The sequence below is a fragment of the Kitasatospora indigofera genome (assembly GCF_014655955.1).
Classification (GTDB): Bacteria; Actinomycetota; Actinomycetes; order Streptomycetales; family Streptomycetaceae; genus Kitasatospora; species Kitasatospora indigofera.
Genome location: NZ_BNBO01000046.1, coordinates 51,674 through 71,044, shown reverse-complemented (window position 1 = coordinate 71,044; position 19,371 = coordinate 51,674). Strand labels below are relative to the sequence as shown.

21 protein-coding genes are annotated in these 19,371 nt (G+C 68.3%); 8 read left to right on the top strand and 13 right to left on the bottom strand.

All coding sequences use genetic code 11. The features are described from left to right. Positions 1–302, top strand: a 302-nt coding sequence (locus tag IE329_RS29785) for a hypothetical protein (protein WP_373311339.1), incomplete at its 5' end; no start/stop codon positions are given. A 265-nt stretch (positions 303–567) separates the two neighbouring features. On the opposite strand, the gene IE329_RS29780 is transcribed toward IE329_RS29785, so the two are convergent. After that, positions 568–1,131: an HU family DNA-binding protein gene (locus IE329_RS29780; RefSeq protein ID WP_190214092.1), complete on the bottom strand. Its 564-nt coding sequence runs from the start codon at positions 1,129–1,131 to the stop codon at positions 568–570. A gap of 296 nt (positions 1,132–1,427) precedes the next feature. Between IE329_RS29780 and IE329_RS29775 the strand changes: the two genes are divergently transcribed. The 3 genes from IE329_RS29775 to IE329_RS29765 all read left to right on the top strand — a co-directional run bounded on the left by IE329_RS29775 (position 1,428) and on the right by IE329_RS29765 (position 4,094). After that, the gene (locus IE329_RS29775) at positions 1,428–2,012 is read left to right on the top strand and encodes a DUF6417 family protein (RefSeq protein WP_190214091.1); all 585 of its coding nucleotides are present in this window, start codon (positions 1,428–1,430) and stop codon (positions 2,010–2,012) included. Between the two features lie 148 nt (positions 2,013–2,160). After that, a complete protein-coding gene (locus IE329_RS40950; RefSeq protein ID WP_229927876.1) occupies positions 2,161–3,126 on the top strand; it encodes a hypothetical protein in 966 nt (321 codons plus the stop codon). Positions 3,127–3,392: 266 nt separating this feature from the next. Next, complete coding sequence (locus IE329_RS29765; protein WP_190214090.1) at positions 3,393–4,094, top strand: HNH endonuclease family protein; 702 nt, start codon at positions 3,393–3,395, stop codon at positions 4,092–4,094. A 195-nt stretch (positions 4,095–4,289) separates the two neighbouring features. On the opposite strand, the gene IE329_RS29760 is transcribed toward IE329_RS29765, so the two are convergent. The 4 genes from IE329_RS29760 to IE329_RS29745 all read right to left on the bottom strand — a co-directional run bounded on the left by IE329_RS29760 (position 4,290) and on the right by IE329_RS29745 (position 6,641). Continuing rightward, positions 4,290–4,571: a hypothetical protein gene (locus IE329_RS29760; protein WP_190214089.1), complete on the bottom strand. Its 282-nt coding sequence runs from the start codon at positions 4,569–4,571 to the stop codon at positions 4,290–4,292. Between the two features lie 40 nt (positions 4,572–4,611). After that, positions 4,612–5,130, bottom strand: a complete 519-nt coding sequence (locus tag IE329_RS29755) for a hypothetical protein (protein ID WP_190214088.1) — start codon at positions 5,128–5,130, stop codon at positions 4,612–4,614. 257 nt (positions 5,131–5,387) lie between these two features. Beyond that, positions 5,388–6,305 (bottom strand): XRE family transcriptional regulator, encoded by a 918-nt coding sequence (locus IE329_RS29750; protein WP_229927875.1) that lies wholly within the window; start codon positions 6,303–6,305, stop codon positions 5,388–5,390. Positions 6,306–6,416: 111 nt separating this feature from the next. Further along, positions 6,417–6,641, bottom strand: a complete 225-nt coding sequence (locus tag IE329_RS29745) for a hypothetical protein (RefSeq protein WP_190214086.1) — start codon at positions 6,639–6,641, stop codon at positions 6,417–6,419. An 829-nt stretch (positions 6,642–7,470) separates the two neighbouring features. Between IE329_RS29745 and IE329_RS29740 the strand changes: the two genes are divergently transcribed. After that, positions 7,471–7,887 carry a hypothetical protein gene (locus IE329_RS29740; RefSeq protein ID WP_229927874.1) on the top strand — a complete coding sequence of 139 codons (417 nt, stop codon included), beginning with the start codon at positions 7,471–7,473 and terminating at the stop codon, positions 7,885–7,887. Between the two features lie 708 nt (positions 7,888–8,595). On the opposite strand, the gene IE329_RS29735 is transcribed toward IE329_RS29740, so the two are convergent. From IE329_RS29735 to IE329_RS29730, 3 genes are all read right to left on the bottom strand, one after another. Next, on the bottom strand, positions 8,596–9,537 hold the full coding sequence (locus tag IE329_RS29735) for a hypothetical protein (RefSeq protein ID WP_190214085.1): 942 nt from the start codon (positions 9,535–9,537) through the stop codon (positions 8,596–8,598). Between the two features lie 19 nt (positions 9,538–9,556). Beyond that, on the bottom strand, positions 9,557–9,688 hold the full coding sequence (locus tag IE329_RS41655) for a hypothetical protein (protein WP_268257345.1): 132 nt from the start codon (positions 9,686–9,688) through the stop codon (positions 9,557–9,559). Positions 9,689–9,990: 302 nt separating this feature from the next. Further along, the gene (locus tag IE329_RS29730) at positions 9,991–10,149 is read right to left on the bottom strand and encodes a hypothetical protein (protein ID WP_190214084.1); all 159 of its coding nucleotides are present in this window, start codon (positions 10,147–10,149) and stop codon (positions 9,991–9,993) included. Positions 10,150–10,657: 508 nt separating this feature from the next. Between IE329_RS29730 and IE329_RS29725 the strand changes: the two genes are divergently transcribed. After that, on the top strand, positions 10,658–11,026 hold the full coding sequence (locus IE329_RS29725; RefSeq protein ID WP_190214104.1) for a hypothetical protein: 369 nt from the start codon (positions 10,658–10,660) through the stop codon (positions 11,024–11,026). A gap of 9 nt (positions 11,027–11,035) precedes the next feature. Here IE329_RS29725 and IE329_RS29720 read toward each other — a convergent pair whose 3' ends face one another. Continuing rightward, on the bottom strand, positions 11,036–11,293 hold the full coding sequence (locus tag IE329_RS29720; RefSeq protein ID WP_190214083.1) for a hypothetical protein: 258 nt from the start codon (positions 11,291–11,293) through the stop codon (positions 11,036–11,038). A 104-nt stretch (positions 11,294–11,397) separates the two neighbouring features. Further along, positions 11,398–13,092, bottom strand: a complete 1,695-nt coding sequence (locus IE329_RS29715) for an ISAzo13 family transposase (RefSeq protein ID WP_229927873.1) — start codon at positions 13,090–13,092, stop codon at positions 11,398–11,400. A gap of 132 nt (positions 13,093–13,224) precedes the next feature. Here IE329_RS29715 and IE329_RS29710 point away from each other — a divergent pair. Continuing rightward, positions 13,225–14,030 (top strand): IS5 family transposase gene (locus tag IE329_RS29710; protein ID WP_229927872.1). Its coding sequence is split into 2 segments (ribosomal slippage): positions 13,225–13,555 and positions 13,555–14,030, totalling 807 coding nucleotides; the frame shifts between segments, so codons are not numbered across the junction. A gap of 147 nt (positions 14,031–14,177) precedes the next feature. Here the strand turns inward: IE329_RS29710 and IE329_RS29705 are convergent. The 3 genes from IE329_RS29705 to IE329_RS29695 all read right to left on the bottom strand — a co-directional run bounded on the left by IE329_RS29705 (position 14,178) and on the right by IE329_RS29695 (position 18,903). Next, positions 14,178–14,687, bottom strand: a complete 510-nt coding sequence (locus tag IE329_RS29705) for an HNH endonuclease family protein (protein ID WP_190214081.1) — start codon at positions 14,685–14,687, stop codon at positions 14,178–14,180. A gap of 206 nt (positions 14,688–14,893) precedes the next feature. Continuing rightward, entirely contained in the window at positions 14,894–16,261 is a 1,368-nt protein-coding gene (locus tag IE329_RS29700; protein ID WP_190214080.1) for an AAA family ATPase, read from the bottom strand. Between the two features lie 1,763 nt (positions 16,262–18,024). Beyond that, on the bottom strand, positions 18,025–18,903 hold the full coding sequence (locus IE329_RS29695; protein WP_190214079.1) for an HNH endonuclease: 879 nt from the start codon (positions 18,901–18,903) through the stop codon (positions 18,025–18,027). 76 nt (positions 18,904–18,979) lie between these two features. Here IE329_RS29695 and IE329_RS29690 point away from each other — a divergent pair, with 76 nt between their 5' ends. Next, positions 18,980–19,279: a DUF3631 domain-containing protein gene (locus IE329_RS29690; RefSeq protein ID WP_308438413.1), complete on the top strand. Its 300-nt coding sequence runs from the start codon at positions 18,980–18,982 to the stop codon at positions 19,277–19,279. Positions 19,280–19,371: the final 92 nt, after the last annotated feature.

The following is a 19,371-nucleotide window of genomic DNA, read 5'->3' as shown; positions in this document are numbered from 1 at the left end:
GACCCACCATTCTCACCGCCATCACCGACCCCGAACCGACGGTGCGCGACGCCGCCCTTGAAGTACTGGTGGCCAGGGATCCTGATGCGGCATATCCGGTGGTCTGCGAGCACGGTCATCGTGATCAGCCGGCCGAGCTGAGGGTTGCGGTGGCCAAGCTGCTGGCATTGCTGTGGCCCCGCGAGCCCGAGACCCTCGACCTTCTCACAGACCTGGCAAGCCACGACGAGGAAGTGGTGAGCAACACCGCGCGCGAGGCGCTGGCGCTCGTGCAGGACTGGTCGGCCTTGGCGGCCGGGTAGGTGCAGGGGGTCGGCTCGGGCACCCTCCGTGCGGCGCTGCCGCTCCACGACCGCCACCCCGGCGCGCCGCCGCGCCCTCGACGACGGCCGCTCACCCACCGACCGCGAGCACCAGGAGCCACCGGCCGCCGCCCCGGGGCCGACAGGCCGCACAGCGCCATCGCCCTCGTGATCGCGGCGGGCCGCTTAAGTCTGCGGTCGCGGTGGCGCGTAGCGCCGGGACAGCGCACTGTCGGTACCGCTCACCGTCCCGGTGCCGGGCCGATCATGCCGTAGTGCGGCGGGTGCTCCGCTTTGCGGCCGCGGCGGTCTTCTTCCCGACGGCGGGGGCCGTCTTCCGGGAGACCGCCGCGGTCTTCTTCGTGGCTGGGGCTGTGGCCTTCCTCGCCGCCACGGCCTTACTGGCCGTGGTCTTCTTCGCGGTGACCGCGGGCGCGGCGGCCGAGCGCTTGGCGGCCGCTTTCGTGCCTGTAGGGGTGGCGGCGACCGTCTTGCTGGGGGTGAGCGAGCCCTTGGGGGCCTTGGCGACGGCCGGCCCGCTCTTCGGGAGCTGCTTCGTACCAGAGACCATGTCCTTGAAGCCCTGGCCGGCGCGGAAGCGCGGCACCGTGGTCTTCTTCACCCGCACACGCTCCCCCGTCTGCGGGTTGCGGGCGTAGCGGCCGGCGCGCTGCACCGACTCCAGGGTGCCGAAGCCGGTGACCTGCACAGCCTCACCCGCGACCACCGCGCGGACCATGACGTCGAGGACCGCGTCCACCGCGTCCTCGGCCGCTGTGCGGCTGCCGAGCTGCCCGGCCACCGCTTCCACCAGCTGTCCCTTGTTCATGACGACGACTCCACAACGAATCGAGATGATTTGTAGTATTTCGTCCTCAAGATAGAGGCCGTCCCGGCATCCCGCCCGCCGGCAGGGCCCACACGTCGGCGGGCCAACCTTCTGACCGTGCCCTGCAATTCCCGGTTCGAGCGGCAGACGCACGCGCCGGCAGCAGGGGAAGAAGGCCGGCCGCACCGATGCGCCGGTGCCCGACCACTCCCCCGGGGCCTCTCCCCCGGGATCGCCCCTCGGTCGGCGCCGGGCTGCGGCAGGATGAGGGCCAACCTGCTCCCGGAGGAACGATCGTGAGCCTGCTTCCCGACCAGTGGAGCCTCCTCGAAGAACTCGCCGCCGCCCACGCCCGCGCACCGGGCTGGCTGCACGGCGGCCACGACGAAGGAGACGGCCGGCGACGCACCAGCGCCGTCCAGGCCCTCGCCCGGGAGAGCCTCTGCGAGCTGGCATCCGCGGGCCCCGAGGACCTCCCGGGCCCGCGTGGAGAAGGTACTGGTTGGGCTGCGCGGATCACCGCGGACGGTGTCCTGGCCCTGCAGTACCGCTGCCGTCGCGACCAGCCCGTACCCGCGCCGCGTCCGGCCGAGGTGGCGGACCCCGCGTTGGTCCCGCTGGAGCTCCTGGACTCCGAGATGGAGCCGCTGCGGCGCTTCCTCGCGATCCCCGGCCTCGGCGACGCCCGGCTGGTCCTGGTCCGGGACGTCGTGGAGCAGGCGTGGGCCGTGCCGGGCGGCCGGCGCTGGCAGGTGACCGCGACGCCGGAGCAGGTGGAGGCGATCGGCTTCGTCCTGCGCCTGGAGGCACTCGCGGGCACTGCCCGGGCCTGGCACCGCTTCCTGCGCGAGTACGGACCCCCGATCCGACCCGCCCGATGACCACGGGCTCGCTCACCACGAACCCTGGTGAACCCGGGCAACGTCACCCTCCTGCGGTGCCACCGGAGTACGGCAGAAGCGGACCGCTTTCTTGATCATCGGCCGTTAGACTCCCGGGGCTCGGACGATGCCGACGGAAGGCCAAGCCATGGACGATGACCGATGGGACCGGTGGCCGGAGCCGTGGGTGGGCACGGATTGCGACATGCGGACGGTCGCGGGCGCGATCCCCCGGGAGGTCAAGGACGGGTTCAGGTACGACGAGATCCCTTGGCAGCGATTCCCGCACTTCTACGGCCCGGGCGAGGAGATTCCCGGTCTACTCGTGACGCTCGCTTCCAACGATGCCCAAGCCGGCCGCCGGGCCTTGGAGAAGCTGTGGGAGGGCCTGCACCACCAGGGCAGCACGATCGCGGTGGCAGCACTGGCGGTCCCGTTCCTGCTCCGGATCGCGGCCACCGGGCCCCCCGGGCTCCGTGCGGGAACCCTTCGCCTGGTCGCCGAGATCGCCCGGTGCCAGCACTTCGGGGACGGCAGTCGCGAAGGGCTCCTCAAGGTCGCCGAGGATCCGGAGGAGGCGGAGGGCACCACAATGTGTCCGGTGGACTGGACGATCCAGGCCGCTCGCAACGCCATCACCGCCGACCTGCACCTCCTGCTCCCCTTTCTCCCCGACCCCGAGCCAGAGGTCCGCGCCGCCACCGCCTTCGCCTTGGCGACGGCGGCCGCCGAGGTGCCGCGCATCTCCTCCGCCCTGCACAGCAGGCTGGCCGTGGAAGATGATCCAGTGGTCCGGGTGAGCCTGATCCTGGCGATCGCCCAACTCGCCCGCGAAGACCAGGACGAACACGCTCCCGCCTGGGCCCGAGCCCTGTGGTCGGACGCCGCCCAACCGCCCGAGACCCACGTCGGCGCCGCCCTCGCCTGGCTGTGCCTGGTCGACGGCCCCGCACCCGACGAACTCCGCACCCTCCTCACCGACCCCGGCACCGACCGACTCGGCGAGCTGTTCCAGCAAGTGCCATGGCTCCCCCCAGTCGACTATCACGGCAGCGGGCTACGCCGCTGCATCCACGAAATGCTCACGCCGGATGTCCCCTGGAACAGCGCTTGATGCTCCTGCGCCCGGAGGGCAAAGGACCATCACGTCGGAGCTTTCAACGGTCAGCCGCAGGTCCTTCGGCCAGCGCGGGTGCCGGCGAGCCGCCCCGTTCTGCCGGGCCACGTGCGTCCCGGACACCGACCGGGCCAGGCTCCTTCCTGTACGACTTGTTCCCCGCCCGGGTGAACCGAGCCCCGCGCCGCTTCCCCTCGCCGGCCCGGGCCCGCTAGGAAGATCCACATAACCTGACGGATCTTCACAGAGCGGACTCCTCCCGGATGCGGACCAGCACCACCACCACGCGCGCCCTCGCGACCACCGCGGCCACCCTGCTGCTCGGCGTGGCCCTCGCCTCCCCCGCCGGCGCCGCGCAGCCGGCCGCGCCCGCCCACCGGGCCCCCGGCGAGGTGGTCACCACCACCCTGCTGGACGCCCTCGACGCACTACCCGTCACGGACGAGGACCGCACCGGCTACGTCCGCACCGCCTTCCGGCACTGGATCGACGCCGACAAGGACGGCTGCGACACCCGCCGGGAGGTCATCATCGCCGAAGCCGTCCAGGCACCCGAGGTCGGTGCGCGCTGCGCCCTGACGGGCGGTGAGTGGTACTCCCCCTACGACGCGGTCACCGTCACCGACGCCGCCGGCCTGGACGTCGACCACATGGTCCCGCTCGCCGAAGCCTGGGACTCCGGCGCCTCCAGCTGGTCCGCCGCAGAGCGCCAGGCCTACGCCAACGACCTGGACGAGCCGCGCGCGCTGATCGCCGTCACCGCGAAGTCCAACCGCTCGAAGGCCGACAAGGACCCGGCGGACTGGCTGCCGACCAACACCGGGTACCGCTGCACGTACCTCACCGACTGGACCGCGGTGAAGACCCGCTGGGGGCTGACCGTCGACCAGCGCGAATCCGACGCCCTGCACCGGCTCGCCGCAGACTGCATGGACGAGCCGATCACCGTCACCCTCGCCCGATGACCGCCGCGCCGTACCGCTGCACGTAGATCGGGGACCGGACCGCCGTCAAGACGCGCCGGGGCTCTCAGCCGACGGGCCCGGCGTTGAAGCCGAGGGTGGTGAGGCGAGGACCAGATCGCCGCGACTAACGGATCGAGACCGGCAGCCTTCGCTGACGGCGGTTCACCGCTGCCCCGGCCGCGCCGGGGCGGTCGGTCAGCGTCGGTGTTCCGGGCGGGGATGGACCTGGTCGACGGCGTTCTGGAGGCGGGCGAGGACGGCGGCGGTGGCTTCGCGGGTGACGGGGTCGCTCTCGTGGTCGAGTTTCTCGGCGAGGAGTTCGGCGGCGGCCGCGACGACGGCGGCCGGCAGGGTGACCTCGCGCAGGGCCAGCATCTGGGCGGCGGCGCGCTGGCCGGGGCTGGAGTCGTCGGGGCGCTGGGGGATGAGGGCGGTCAGGCCGCGCTGGCCGGGCCGGGAGGCGCTGTTGCTGGTCACCGGGTGATTCTCCCGCGATGTACGTAGCGGGCTAACCAGGTCATTCGCCATCAGGACGCACCGCGGCCGGGCCGGCCTGGTCGAGGGCGAACTCCATGACCGCGAGCAGGGCGGGCAGGTCCCGCTCCCAGGCGATGGCGGTCATGGCGAGCGCGGTGCGCGCACAGCCGGTCAGCAGCATCACGGTGGCAAGCTCCGGGGCGCTCAGGGGCTCGCGGTGGTCGGTGAGGGGTGCGAGGAGGCAGCCGGCGGGGCTGAAGTACAGGTCAAGGGGTCTGCCCAGCCTGTCCGTCTCGTCCTGGCCGGCGGGCTGGTCCGTGAGGGCGTACCGGCCCAGGACTTCGCCGACGGCGTGCGCCATGTCGGTGAGGACCGTGCCCGTCTCCGTCCAGGGGTGCCGCCCGGCCAGGGTTCGCAGCCACTCCTCGGCCAGCTCCCCGCATACCGCTGCCCGGCGTGCTACCAGCAGTGCCTGGTCGTGCGGGCGGTCCGCGAGGGCGGTCGCGGTGCGGGCCGGCGGGAGGGTGCCGCGGTCGGGGCGAGGGTCCTCGTTCGTCATGCCTGCTCAACCCGCCCACCCCCGTGACGGTCACGGCCGCGCGGCGGCGAGTACGGCATCGCAGCACGGCCGAGCCCGGGCGGTCCTGCGACCTCCTGGGGCCGTGCTGCAGGTCTGGGCGGGGGTGACAGTGCCCGTCTTTCCCAGGAACACCCGAGGTCCCGGGCAGGCCGGCGTGCGCCGATGGCGGCCCCGGCTCTGCTCACCTTGGTGGGTGGGCCGCTGGTGGATTGGCGTCCGGCCGGGAATCGAGGTGGCTACCGGGCTGGGGTGTGGTTCGGCGGGGGAGGGTGTGGTTGGTCCGGGTGCGCCGGGCCGAGTGGGTGGGTGCGGCGGTGTCGTTGTGGGCTGGGGGGTTCGTAGCGGCGGGGGTTGCGGATGGGGAGTCCGGCGTGGGTGCGGCCGGCCGGCGGGTTGGGTCTCCGGGGGCCGAGCCGGACGTTGAGGAGCAGGGTCTCCGGGGTGGGGTGCGGCGTCCGGGTGCGCATTCGGTCCAGGTCGTCGAGCCATAGGCCGGGTGGTTGCGGGGGCGCGGTCCGAAAGTGCAGGACCCGGTCCGACCGGGTGGTGGGCGGGGAGATGCGGATCCGTATCTCGGGTTGCTCCACCCGGCGGTAGGCCGCTCCTGCGGGCCGAGGGGAGAGGGCCCACGGCGGCTCGGCCGTGCGGGCGGCCCGCTCCCATGCCCTCTCCCACTCGGCGACGGCGCCGCGTGAGGCACCGAGGGCTTCTGCGAAGGCGATGACGTGGCCGCGGCGTGGAAGGGCCTCGCCGCGGAGGATCGCGCTGAGGCTGCTCTTCGGCAGTCTTCTCCCGCCGCCCTCGGTCCGGCCGGCCTTGTCCTGCAGTTCCAGCAGGGAGGGCTGGCCGCTCCTGGCCCGCAGTTCGACCATGGCCCGCACCAGCTGCCGGTAGTCCTCGATCATCCCGGGGTGCACCAGCAGGAGCCGGTCGTAGGCGGCCGTGAGGTCGTGGAACTCCGCGCGCTCGGCGCGGCGCTCGGTGCGACGGCGCTTGGCGTGCGCCCAGCGGGCGCCCTTCCACAGCTTGCGGGCCTTGGCCAGGTCACCGTCGCAGGCCTTCGTGAACGCCTCCACCAGGGGCAGCGAAGGAACGCTGCGGCCGCTGGCGGCGCGGGAGAGCATCGAAGGGGTGTAGGAGGTTCTCGCGGCCATTGCCGTGTAGGTCAGGCCGGCACGTTGGCGCTGCTCACGCAGCCACAGCGCCAACGTCTCGCACTGCCGGGTGACGACGACAACGGCGCTCTCACGCCGTCCCACGAGCCGCTAGAGGCCCTCGGCCGGGCGCGGGGCGCGCAGCCGCTCCAGGGTGCGGCAGGCGAGGAAGGCGACGGCGCCGACGAACTCCAGGATGCCGAACATCGGCAGGCCGGCGACGGCCAGGGACGCGGCGAGGATCATGATGACGACCACGATGACGATCTCACCGTTGGTCAGGGTCCGGCCCTCGCGTTCGGGGCCGGAGGCAGGCCTGGCAGTGACGGAGCGCAAGGGTTCTCCCCTGTCGTTGAAGGTGCGCGTCACCCGGAGGGACGCGCACGAGCTGGGCATGGCCGCACATTTGACGGTCCGACAGGAGGATTCGAGGCCCCCTGACCGTCGGACGGTGTGATACTCCCACTAAGCCAGCCCGCGATCACAATCGGTGTTGACGGATGGCGGTCATTGATTCACGGACGGCCGGAACACCCTCCCGAACGCCACCCCCCGGCAGTTCGACCACCGAATCGTCCGAGCAGCTCAGACATGCCGAACGCCTCGGATTGGTACACATTTTTCCGGGCCGTGGTTGCCCGGGCCCCACCGACGGTGCCACCCTCTCAACAGCGCTGAATCCGGCCACCGAGCCGGATCCACCCCTGGCGTCGTGGCCGCACCATGGAACAGGGACCGGGCATCACCGCGAATTCGAGCGCGGCGCCCACGAGGGTGGCGCACCCCAGCGGTGCGACCACCCTCCGCTCGTCTCCAGGGCCTGAGGATTGAGCATCGCGTCCACGCCGAGCGCCGCTGCCTCCCGCATCACACCTGGTTGAGCAATTGCTCCCCCTTGTGGTCGACGACCTGCTGTGCATGGAGTTCCTCCTCCGTCCGGCCGGTGCCGTCCGGCCTCGACCGGACGCGGGGTGCCTCGTCCGCGGGCCTCCAGGAGCTTGGCCGCTGCGACAGCGAAGCCCTCCTCCCCCGGCTGCCGGCATCCAGCACGACGGCGCCGGGGACGGAGCCGTCCTGGGCGAGCACGGCCAGGTGCCTGCCCGCCCGGCCGAGCCGGCGCAGGGCCGCAGCCCGGTGGTCCTCGCCGTCCCTCTACGCTGGCCACGTGCGCTACCTGACCGGATCCTTCGCCCTCGGCGCCCTGCGGCAGGGTCGCACCATCGAGCAGTTCCTCGGCGCGGCGGGCCGCCCGGACAGGCCCGGTATCCGCTGGGTCGAGGTCAGGCCGACGGCTTCGGGCTACCTCGTCGTGCTCCACACCGCCGAAGACGTCGGCGGGGAGCACTTCCACGACCTCGTCGAGTTCCCGGCACTCGACTCCGACAGCGAGGAGGAGGACTTCGGCCAGGAGATCGCCACGGCCCAGGACGAGTCGGCCGCCATGGCGATCGCCGAGGCCGGCACCGGAGCCGTCCCCGACCGTTGGGTGAACGCCGGCATCGCCCAGGACGACTACCTCGACTTCGTACGCGCCGGGCGCCCACCACACCCGCCGGCCACCGAACCACGCCAGGCTCCCTGAGCCGGATCCTGACAGGCCAACCCTGCGCCGGTCCCACTCCAGCGCCTGGACGCTGCCTCCGCTGGAGGCAAGTGACCACTGTGAACTCCCGGTGGTGGCCGCCTGGGCCCCGGCCGAAGCCGCAGTGAGGTGCGCGAACACCTGGTATGCCGTCATGCCGTCGCCGACGGTGCTGCTGCGGCAGGTCACAACCGGGCTGACGCAGCGGGCCGACGCTCCGGCCCCGGGCTGATCACGCTCCGAACCAGAGGCGCAACGACTAGGCACCGGCCTGAGCGTGACCAGCCGGGTGAAGGCCGCCCGGGCGCACCACCAGCAGCTGCAGGTCCTGGTCCTGCGGGCGGTCCGCGAGGGCGGTCACGGTGCGGGCCGGCGGGAGGGTGCCGCGGTCAGGGCGAGGATCCTCGTTCGTCATGCCCTCTCAACCCGCCCGAACCCGTGCCGGTCACGGGCCGGACCGCGGAGAGTAGTGCGTCGTAGCTCCGGCCAGGCGCGACAGACCGGTCCTCGACCTCCTGCCGCGCACCGACCGCGGGGCTGGGCGGCGGGAGGCGGCGATGGGTGACCACCTCCCTGATGGGCCTGGCCGTCGCCCACTTCGTTCCTTCTCCGGGTCAGTCGCTGTCTTCTTCAGGGGGTTCGGAATCGCCCACCGCTTCCCTCACTGAAGCACGACGGTGACGCCGTGCTTGCGCAGGAGGTTCACGGTCACCTCGAAGTAGGACAGGCCGTCGAGATGGTGCAGGACGTGTCCGGCGAGGGCGTGGCGCGCGATGTCGGCGTGCTGCCAGACGAGTGTGAACGGGGGGCGACGGAGAGCCCGCCGCCCAGATAGTCCGTCATCGAGTCCAGGCATCTGCCGTAGTGGCTGCCAGGGCCGAGCAGGGCTTCGCCGAGTGCCAGGAGCAGGCCGGCCCTGTCGGTGACGTGCTGTCCGTCCAGGTGGTACGTCCCGCCGGAGAGGCCGTCCGGCACGTACGGGCCGACGCTGGTGAGGTTCAGCCACTCGGACCGGCCCTCGGCGTCGAACTGTGCCCACTGGTTGGTCCGCGTGGGAACACCGTCGGACCACATCTCCCAGACTTCACGGGCGGCCGGGGTGGGGCGGTCGTCACCGGGGTCGGTGATGGTGACGTCGATCAGGGCTCCGCCGAGGACGGACGGGCGTGCCTCGACGGTGTCCAGGTCGAGGCGGTACCCGGTCATCGTCCGGCCGTGGCGATCGAGGCGCCTGAGCCTGATCGGGTCGCCCTTCTGCGGAAGGGGCCGACACAGCAGGGCCAGGAGCGGTGCGGCGGGTTCGCAGCCGATCAGGTGCACGGGCCGGGTGGGTCGCAGCGGGCGCGGGGTGAGCAGGCCGTCAATGGAACGGCAACCGCCCGATGGGCTGTCCCCTCGGATCGAGGGGAACCACAGGTCGAACCGCGGACTCGAAGGCAGCCGCTTGCCACCCCAGAAGTCGTCCTCCCTGACGCTGGTGCCCACGACGATGTCCACGCGCCCGGGATCGCCCGGCGTGGGCCATTGGGCCAGGACAGCCGTGTCCTCCAGGTCCCAGAAGCGGGCCGGCCCGTCGTTCGCGGGACCCACAGGCTCGATCGAGAGCATTCCGTCCCCCAGCAGCCGCACCAGTTGGGTGCTGTCCGCCACGGCCTGGACCAGCAGGCTCTCACGCGGGCAGGCCCTCGACCTCCGCGCACCGCCCCCACAGCACCGCCTCCTCACCGTCGATGTCCTCCCGCGCCAGGAGATGCCGGACCGGGAAGTCCCGCTCCCACCCCGCATGTTCCTCGGACCGCACGCTTCTCCCCTGCTACCAGCCTGTCTTGGCGCGCCAACCCTACGGCTCGCTGCCGACGAAACCCTCCGAATATCGCGTGCTTGGAAAGGCCCGGTGCCGGTGATGAGAACCGCGAAAACGGCTAGGCATGCTCTCCGTTCCCCAGCTGGTTGGGCTGTTCAACGGTCTGAGGAGGGTGGGGAGCGGGGAGAGCGCGTCGGGGCCCGCCGACCTACGGTCGGCGGGCCCCGACGGTGGATGACGGGTCAGGTCACGGCACTCTCCGCAGCGGAGGAACCTGGCTCTGCCCTCCGCTGACCTGCTCAGACGGTGGAGGCTGAGCGATCTCCGTTGCCGAACCACCATTCGACCCCATCGATGCCTGCGGCCCATGTGTCCATGACCCGCTCGATCGTGGGCAGGCCAACCGTGCGGCCGACAGTGACGACAATGAAGCGCAGGTCGGTCGGTGCCTCAGCCATGCCCGCGAGCTCCCCGACCGCCTCTCTGAGCGCCGTGAACGACTCGGGGCTCAGGCGTCCGAGTCCATAAACTGGAGCGAGTCTCCCGAACTCGGGCGGGAGGTCCGCCTGATCGTCTCCGAGTTGGCCGACGTGCCGCCTGCTCTGAAACGCGAAGTTGAGGGGTTCCTGGCTCGATAGCTCGCCGACAGCAGCTGCCGCCGCCGAGGGGCCGGCAGGCTGTCTACGAGGATTGCGGGACGAGCGGTCGTGGGCCGGGACGCCTCCGCACAAAGGCCCCCTCACCAGCGCGTGCACCGAAACCCACCCGCCCAGGACCCGGCCGCCGCTCGGCTCGACGAACCAGCGGCCCGCCGACCGCTACGAAGTGGGCAGAGTTCTGGCCACCGGCGAGGCGTACGCCCGACCCGCCCACCACAAGAAGGGCACCAAACCCCGGCGCACGGAGTCGGAAGGCAAGTGACGGTGGCGCCCCACCGGCCTGCTTTGGTCAGGCATGATGAGCAGCGTGAATGCCAACGCAAGCCCAGCACTCGAAGACCTCGTCAGATGGCGTGGGGAGCTCGACGAGCTTGTGCGAACCGCACGCAGTGCAGATCCTTCAGCCCACGCCGTGGTGGACCGCTCTGCCGTCGAGGTTGTCCTAGCCAAGGCAGTCGGCAGCCTCGTGGAATACCCCGAGCTGACCACCTGGGCCCAGGCTGTGCACGTCCACGACGGTGTGGACATCGAAGACGGTCATGAAGACCTCCTGGCACAGTTCCTCTTCGAGGCATCCACTCCGGAGCTCTTCGAACCGATCACACCTGAGTTCTGTCAACGCTGGCTGGACAGGATTCGGATCTCACTCGCGAAGTCGCCGGCTGCCGGACGTTAAACGTCAAGCTCAGGGCGGGGGCAGCGGGGCCCCGCTCGCCTCCAGGATGTCCAGCACCTGCGGCATCGACAGCTGCGCGAAGGTCCCGGCCGGGCCGCCCGTCACCGCGACGACGAACGCCCCCGAGGGCGCGAACTGCGCCCGCACGCTCCGATGCCCGCAGGTCCCGGTCAGCCCCCGCTCGTCCCAGAACGCAGCCCAGCCGTACGCCTGGGCCGTCACCGTCAGGTACTGCGCGTCGTGACCCGCCGGCCGCCCTGTGTCCATGCAGGAGATCCTGACAGCACCACGCCTGCGTTCACCGGCGCCTTCCGTCCCGGGCGCGGCCACCCAAAGGAACGATCGTGAGCCTGCTAAGGGCCCGCAGAGAATCAACATGCTGTTTTGATCTCGTGCTGGGTGTCGTCGAGGTATGCGGCCACGTCCTTGGGCGTGCGGAAGCGGGCGGCTGCGGCGGGGATGCGATGACCGTGCTGTTCCAGGATCGGGCGGACCTCGGTGACCGCGTTGGTGATGGTGCTGCGGTCTACTTCGAAGAGCTGGGCAAGGAGTTCTTGGGTGCCGATCTTCCGCTGGTAGAGGATGGCGGCAAGGATCCGGTCGGCCGTTTCCAGCTTGTCCTTGGCGCCGGCGCCGCGGCTTCGATGCCGGGCGGTGCCGCGTCGCTGGTGCCGGATCTCCTCACGGCGCCGGTCTAGCAATGGGGTCAACTCAGCTGTGACGGCGTCTAGTTGCCCGCAAGTCATGCCGGTCAACTCCGGATCGCGGAGCGCGGCGGGGCCGGAAGGGGCTGCGGCCCGGACGGGGACGGTGTCCTCTCGTGCGGCATCGGCTGCCTGGGACGCCGACTGCGTGTCGGCGGGGTGGAGGGTGTAGTTCCAGTCGCCGTGGAAGCGGTGTCGGTGCATGGGCAGGGCGTCGATCTCGGCGTCGGTGACCTTCACACCGGTGTCGTAGGTGTCGGTGTCGAGGCGGGCTTCGACTGTCAGGCCGGTGCGGGTGGTGGTCGCGGCGATGCTGCTCACGATGACGTCGTGGCTGGTCAGCGGCTTGCCGCGCCAGTTCATGCTGATGTGGGAGAAGAGCCGGTGCTCGATCTTGTTCCACTTCGATGTGCCGGGAGGCATGTGGCAGACCGTGATCTCCAGTCCCGTCCGGGCGGCGAGCGCGGCGAGTTCGGTCTTCCAGGCGCGGGTGCGGTGGCCGTTGGAGCCGCCGGCGTCGGCGGTGATCAGCAGCCGGTTGGCGGCGGGGTAGTCGTGCCGGCCGCGTGCCTGCCACCAGCGGCTGATGGAGGCGACCGCGAACGCGGCGGTGTCGTGGTCGGTGCCGACGTTGACCCAGCCGATGTTCGCGACGATGTCGTAGATCCCGTACGGGATTGCTTTGGCCGGGCCCTGCCGGTCGAGGAAGTCGTGGGTCTTGACCTGCACCGGCTCGCCCGCCGGGCGCCACTGGCGGCCGGCGTTCTTGTAGTCGCCGACGAGTTCCTTCTTCTTGGTGTCGACGCTGATCACCGGCTGCCCGGTGTCAATGTGAGCCTTGGCCTGCTCGTTGATGTAGTGGAACTGGGCGTCACGGTCAGGGTTCTGGGCGCCCTCGACGGTCTTGGCGTTGGCCTGCAGGCTGAAGCCCTCGTCCCTCAGCAGGTCGCCCACCGTGTCGGCGGAGACCCGATGTCCCTGCCGGGTCAGCTCCTCGGCGAGTTTCCTGGTCGACTTCGTCGTCCAGCGCAGTGGCGACATCGGATCCCCGCGTTCATCCGGCTCGACCAGGCCGAGCAGGGCCGCCCGAAGTCCCGGGTCCAACTCGACCGCTTTCTTGCGTCCGCCACCCGGCCTGCGGACCCGTCCCAGCGGTTCCGCGCCGGATTCCAGCTCGTCCACGCCCTTGCGGACGGTCGTCTCGCTGACTCCGGCCGCCTGGGCGACGGCGCGGATCCCGCCATGGCCGAGCAGTCGGGCCTCGGCCGCCATGAGCAGACGTCGTTGACGCTCGTCGAGGTGTGGGAACAACACCTCGAACCTCAGGGCGAGTTGGTCACGGGCCGATTCGGAGGTGCGCATACCACGTCAACGAGCCGCCGACTGGGAAGCAACACGTTGATTCTCTGCGGGCCCTAAGAGCTCGCTACACGATCTCGTGGATGTGGGCTGGTGGGCCGTGTCCGGTGTGACGATTCGCCTGTTGGTGGTGGCGTGAGTGCACCGTGGATGGTCGATGACGAGTTGTGGGCGTTGATCGAGCCTGTGTTGCCGCCATGGCCGGAGCGGTCCCCGGGGCCTCGGCCGGTGGAGGACCGGCTGTGTCTGCAGGGCGTCCTGTTAGTGCTGTTCACCGGGATCACCTGGCAGCAGCTCCCGCCGGAGCTGGGCTTCGGATCCGGGCAGACGTGCTGGCGCCGACTGTGCCGGTGGACGGAGGCCGGGGTCTTCGACCAGGTCCACCGGATACTGCTCGCCAAACTGAACGCGGCCCGGCAGATCGACTGGACGCGCGCATGCGTGGACGCCTCCCACGTCCGCGCGAAAAGGGGGGTGCCGGGGTCGGCCCGTCGCCGGTCGATCGCGGCAAGTCGGGCAGCAAGCACCACCTGATCTGCGACGGCAACGGAAGGCCGCTGAAGGTCATCACCACCGGCGGCAACATCCCCGATATCACCCAGACCCTCGCGCTGGTCGATGGCGTCCCACCCGTCGCCGGCCTACCGGGGCGACCCCACAAGCGGCCCAAGTCCCTGCTCGGCGACAAGGGCTACGACAGCAGACACGTCAGACGAGAGCTGATCAGGCGCCGGATTCTGCCCGTCATCTCCCGACGTGGAGAGCCGCACATCCGCGGCCTGGGGAAGCTCCGCTACGTGGTGGAGCAGACCTTCGCCCTACTCCACCAGTTCAAGCGCCTCGCCGTCCGCTGGGAACGCCGCCTCGACGTGCACAACTCATTCATCTCGCTTGCGTGTGCGCTCATCTGCTGGAGAAGGCTCAACAAGGCAACGGCTTGATCGTGTTACGAGCTCTCAAGCCTGAACATCTCGCGATATCCAACCGACTGAGGATCCGCCAGTGCCAACCCGGCGGCCCTATTCGGCCACAGAAATTTTCTGACCCCGCGGCGGAGCGTCGACTCGGGCACCGTATACCTGAACCAATCAGAGCCCGTACTCGGCTTGCCAAGCTACAAGAGCAGGCACGGTGTCCTGGCCGACAACGATAGCGGCAACACTCGGTTTGAGACGGGTCATGGCATGCACGACGTCGATGAACGGTCTATCCAGCAGCGCTTTCGCCACTCGATCGGCCCTGACGTCATTGGATTGGCGCTGGAAGTGCCAGTCGCGGATGTTGGAGCAGGCCAAGTCAAAGGCGTCCTGGCGACCCTTGATGAGGTCGGGACGATTGAGGCCGAATACCCTGATTGACTCGACCCCTTTAGGGGAGCCATTCACAGGTTCATATTCGCCGGACGCCAACATGAGCTGGAGATGCTCGGCTGGATCTTCAATTGTTGGATTGATCAGCAGGCAAAAGCCATTCGCGTCTACCGGATATTCCTCCCTCTTCACATCGCTATTGCAGTATGCGCAGGACAGTAGGTGATTCAGCCACTCGAATGCCCGAAGCGGTGCGCGTTCTAGCGGTTCGAAATGGTCAATGGCCATGCCTCGATTGTCATCGCAGTACATGCACCGCACAGCACCACGCGCCATACTCTCCAGAGCCTGACGCACATGCTTCGTGGTTCCGTCGGCATCCTTCCAGGTCTTGCGTGCAATCGCCGAGGTGCCGCCTCTCGTTTTGACGCGTCCCGTTGCCCTCGTCAGAAGGCCCTGTACACGCGGAGAAAGGTCTATTCGGTGAAGCGGGATCACTGGTCCTGCTCCAAACGGGCTGACACCTCAGCCACCCTGCTCGACAAGGAACTCGTAAGCAACTTGGCCAACTCTTGATACTCGGCTTGTTCCGCAGAGGAGCTCGTCCCGGCGTACACCTTCCGCTCCAGTGCTACCAGACGTCGGCGCTGCTGCTCGGCGCGGCTTGAGTATGGAGTCTCCACCCCAAATAGTTCAGAGAGCACTGCGTCGTCACCGCTGCCATAGACGACTCGGCGGTAGAGATCCTCGTCAACCACGGCCGGCGCCTGGAGTTCGTTGATTGCAGGAAGCCGGATTAGCCCGCCTTCATCGGCGGCCTGGCAGATATATGGGCTATGACTGGTGACAATGAACTGGATCATAGGAAAATGCTCCCGGAGCCAGCCGCCGATCTTGCGTTGCCAGCTGACGTGCATATGTGCGTCTATTTCGTCGATCAATACCACACCCGGCAACATGATTGCCATGCCACCATTTTCGGTGGATCCGATACGCAGCCTTCCGTAGGCATTATGGAGCTGGCGGACAATATCTAGCACCAATGCCACTACCGATCGATAGCCATCGCTCATCTCCCTCAAAGGGAAGCCCTTACCTCGCACCTTCTGACCATCAGACACCCACAGGCCATCCGCCGTAACCCTTTGAATCTGATAGCGGTCTGGAAGTAGATCGTCTCGCAGTAGCTGCAATACCGTCCTCAGCAATGGGCCAGCTACGACAGGACTTTCCCCTGAATGTTCCTCAGCAATTCTCTTCCGCTCTTCCTCCTCAAACTGTCGAAGTCGAAGATCGATCAGCCATGACACCCCCTCTGTCAGTACTGCATCCTCACGAAAGAGCGTTACCAGACGTCCGCTAGGGCCCTGATTCTTGAAGCGCCGCGATTCGCTCGACCCGAGCCGACGGAAAGGGCCGTAACCAGCACAGAACCATCCAGACGCGCCCGGCGCCCAGGGTCCGCGGGGCCCGCCCATAGTTGTGATCAGCGGCTCCAGCACCGCCACTCCTTGATCTTCCCGATCGAAGGAATGGCGAGTCCACTGCAGCCCAACGGAGAACTCACTGGGCTTTTGTCCTCGTCCAATGAACTGGTCAAGCTGAGGGTCAGCGGTCACGTGGACCTCGACCTCGCCCTTCCTGGCGCGTTCGTTGACCCAGCCGGCAAAGTCCGGCATCAACGTGCGTGAGACATCTGGGCCGCTGATCGCCAGTGCGATGGCTTGCAGCACTGTGGACTTGCCAGAGGCGTTACGTCCCGCGAGTACCGTCCAACCACTACGCCCGGACAGCGACAGGTCTACCGCGCGCTCACCACTGAAACTCTTGATATCTCTGAGCTGAACCCTTGTGACGTACACCCTGCGCTCCGTCTTCCCTTAGACCGCCGCATTGAGCCTGGCACGAGCTGACGTGCATGGGGCGATTCGGGACTAGGTTCTCACGCCACATGCCGCAGCTGACCGGTCCCGTGCCGAGTCAGACCATGACCGTTGTGACGGCACCGCAACATCCATGCCCGGTTGAGCCGGACGGATCTACGAGCAGACCTCTACCCATGAAAGATAGCCGCCTTGCGCGAAGACCAAGAGCTCACCAGGGCACTCGCCGCTTCCGGTGATCAGCTAGACCTCGGCAGCAACGATTGTGCCGGGGCCGGTTGGCCCCACCTCCACCGCCATACGCGCGGCACCTGTGAGCGCCAGCAGCGGATCCAGGCGATGGAGCGCCAGCTCCAGCCGGGAGCGGGTTGGCGCGGCGCGACGCAGCCCTCGCGCCACCTCCTGCGCGGCCCGCACCGGGTCATGGCCCGGTCCTGGTGGCTGTCGGCGCCGGCGGACGAGCGCCGACGGAGGCGCGAGGCGGCTACCCCGTGGGTTCTCGCCCACCACGGCACAGCACCGTACTTCGAGCACGAGGACTACGACCCCCGGTGGGCCGGAGGTATCCCGCTGTGCGCCGGCCACGCGGACGGACCCGTTGGCGCGCTGTTGCGCCCCAAGCGCTCCCACGTCCAGTGGGAGCAGCTAGCCGGTATCACCGTCCTGGCTGCGAGCGAGCCCGACCGAGAGAGGTTGACCACCATTGCGCCCCGTGGTGCGCACGTCATCAGCTTGACGGCACCGTGCTGAGCCTGTGCAGCCAACATGGCTGCTGACGCCCCGCTGAGTGGCTACTTACATTCGTCGGGCTATACGGCGCACAATACGAGGAGCTGTCAGCTGGCCTGTCGCAACTACCCGCCACGGAACTGGTCCGCCTCCAGGCAGGAACGCTCGCCGTGATCGCCGGCCACGTCATCTACCCCTACCGCTACGCGAAGAGAGACGTGCCGGTCAGCACAGCCAAGCTCCGCAGCAGGTCGAGGCTGCGGGCTGACCTCATCCGCCGGCACGGTCCCGACCCGCGTCAGCCAGAACTCGGCCTCGGCCTCGAACTCCCGGTCGAGGCCGAGCCCCACGCAGATCTCGCAGGCCTCGCCCCAGACACGAAGGTCGTACTCGTCGCCTACGCATGCTCGTTGGCAGAGGGCATCGTCCGCCTAGAGTGGGGATCCGCCGAGCTCCACAGCCAGGACCGGTCACTGATCTGGCACCACCACGAACCGCTGCCAGTCCCCCGACAGCGCTAACACAACCAGGCCACCTCGCGGTGCAGGGACTCTGCGCTATGAACTCACAGCTCCTTCGTCCCGAATTAGGCCCTGCGAGATCGCTGACGTGCGGCGCGAGGCAAAGTGGCAGGTCAGAGCCTCGTTGCGCGTTGGTCTTCATTGGTCCCGCGTGGCCGGGATTTCGTGATCATCTCCAGGATTTCTCCAGAGCCAGGCGGGTGCCTCCCGCAAGGGTCCGAGCTGGAGAGGTGGCCCACCCCGAGCGCGGTACACGACAGTGTTCGTGAGCTCCGCCATCCCAGATGCCCGAGACGTGACCACAGCCTCTTCGTCCGAAGCAACTTGGGCACCTATCCGGCGTGGAGGGTCAACGCGATTGACCTGCGCGGGTCGTCCCTGGGGGTCCGTGGTCGTCCGCTGGCGTGCGTGCCCGGCGTAGGCCAGTTAGATACTCAGACCCGTGCACGTGATGGGGCTGTGCGTGCTCTGCCTGTCGGCGAGCTCTGCAGCTCAATACCAGCGCCGATAGTGCTTACTTGAAGCAGTGATTCTATCCGACTTCTTCAGGTTGCACCTTCCGCACAGTAGTTGCAGATTGGTCAGATCATTGAGCCCGCCTCGTGCCAATGGAATCATATGGTCGTAGTTTGAGTCTGGGAACGTATCGATAAGGCCTGACAAGTCAGTTCGACATGATGCGCAGCGCCCGCGCTCTCGGTAGAAGACGGCTCTTTTAGCCCAGACTGGCGGCCTTACTCGTTTGAGCTCTCCGGGGCCAGAGAATAGCCGTGCAAGTCCCATGCTGTCTTCTGATATATAGGCGGGATCAATATCTCCCAAGTGTCCGGCGAGGTGCCGGTTTAGGCCCTCCAGCGCCCGGCGATTGAGAAACATCACGAAGAATACCTCTTCGGCAATCCTCGCAAGCAGATCCTCGTAGACCTGCGTGAGCCTCAGGTACTGGTAGCGCTCGTAGCAGGCGTTTTCTACCCACGGGGGAGTCACTTGTCGATAGATGCCGTCCTCGCCCTGGACGATGTTCCGATCCTCCGGAATGAAAAATTCTGGCTCATCGGAGAGGCCATACAACTGAAGCGCCAAGTCGACAGGAAGGATCCACTTCGGATGGACGGGATCGGAACCCCAGGGCGCACAGGTCGGCCCGGTAGTGTCCTCCGAGAAGAAGTCGTCTGCAATGTATCTAATGAGCCGATGGAGGGCGGTGTCCTTTTGCCAGCTAGGGGCAAATTCGAGAATCCCGTCTTCCAGGAACAGTGCCTCCAATTCCCTCAAGTAGTTGAACGGGTTCAGGGAAACCGACTCGACGCGCGTCGCAATTCTGTAAGTCCGGAAATACTCGTGCTCAATCCATTGATTCTTCCCGGTCACGCTTCCCCTTCATGGAAGTTACTAGGCTCAGACTACCGAGGGCCCTGGCCCGGCGTAGGCGTTTCGCGTTTCGCCCATCACCGCCCGCGCCCTCGCCCGGATGCTCGGCGACTACGTCACCGCCGACAACGACCCCATCAAGCCCCGCAACATCAAGACCGGCCCCAAGAGCAGCGTCAAGGGCTACTACGCCGCCGACCTCACCGACGCCTGGCTGCGCTACTGCCCGCCCCGCTCCCAGGAATCCGCTACTGCCGCTACCTCCGCTACCGCGCAGGTCAGAACCCTGTTTCCGGTAGCGGATAGCCCACCGGTAGCGGATACGAATCCGCTACCCACCCCCGAGACCAGCCCCGCGGAAGCCGCGCTCCGGTAGACGCCCTGCCGCTCCCGCCACCCGGCGGGAGCGGCACCAATCCGCTACCGCTACCCAATCCGCTACCAAAAACATGCCCCTGACCAGGGAGG